The organism is Janthinobacterium sp. BHSEK (assembly GCF_056174685.1).
In genome coordinates, this window is record NZ_JBWBYV010000260.1 from 1 (window position 1) to 296 (window position 296).

The 296-nt window shown below is 69.9% G+C and carries 1 protein-coding gene; it reads left to right on the top strand.

Annotated elements, in window-relative coordinates:
- The coding region (locus AC0V2Y_RS28925) for an AMP-binding enzyme (RefSeq protein WP_475418492.1) at positions 1 to 296 on the top strand (296 nt) is incomplete at both ends.

The window sequence follows — 296 nt, forward strand, 5'->3', positions numbered from 1 at the left end:
GCGCCAGGCGAGAAACGGCTGGTGGCCTACCTGCGCGCGTCCGGCGCGGCGCCTGTCGCTGGCGAACTGCGCGCCCAGCTTGGCGCCCATCTGGCCGATTACATGATTCCCAGCGCCTTCGTCACGCTCGACGCCTTCCCGCTGACCAGCAACGGCAAGCTCGATCGCACGGCGCTGCCGGCGCCCGATCTGCAAGCGCTGGCGCGCGGCAGGTACGTCGCCGCGGAAGGTCAGGTGGAACAGGCGCTGTGCCAGGCATGGAGCACGGTGCTCAAGGTGGAGCAAGTCGGCGTGGA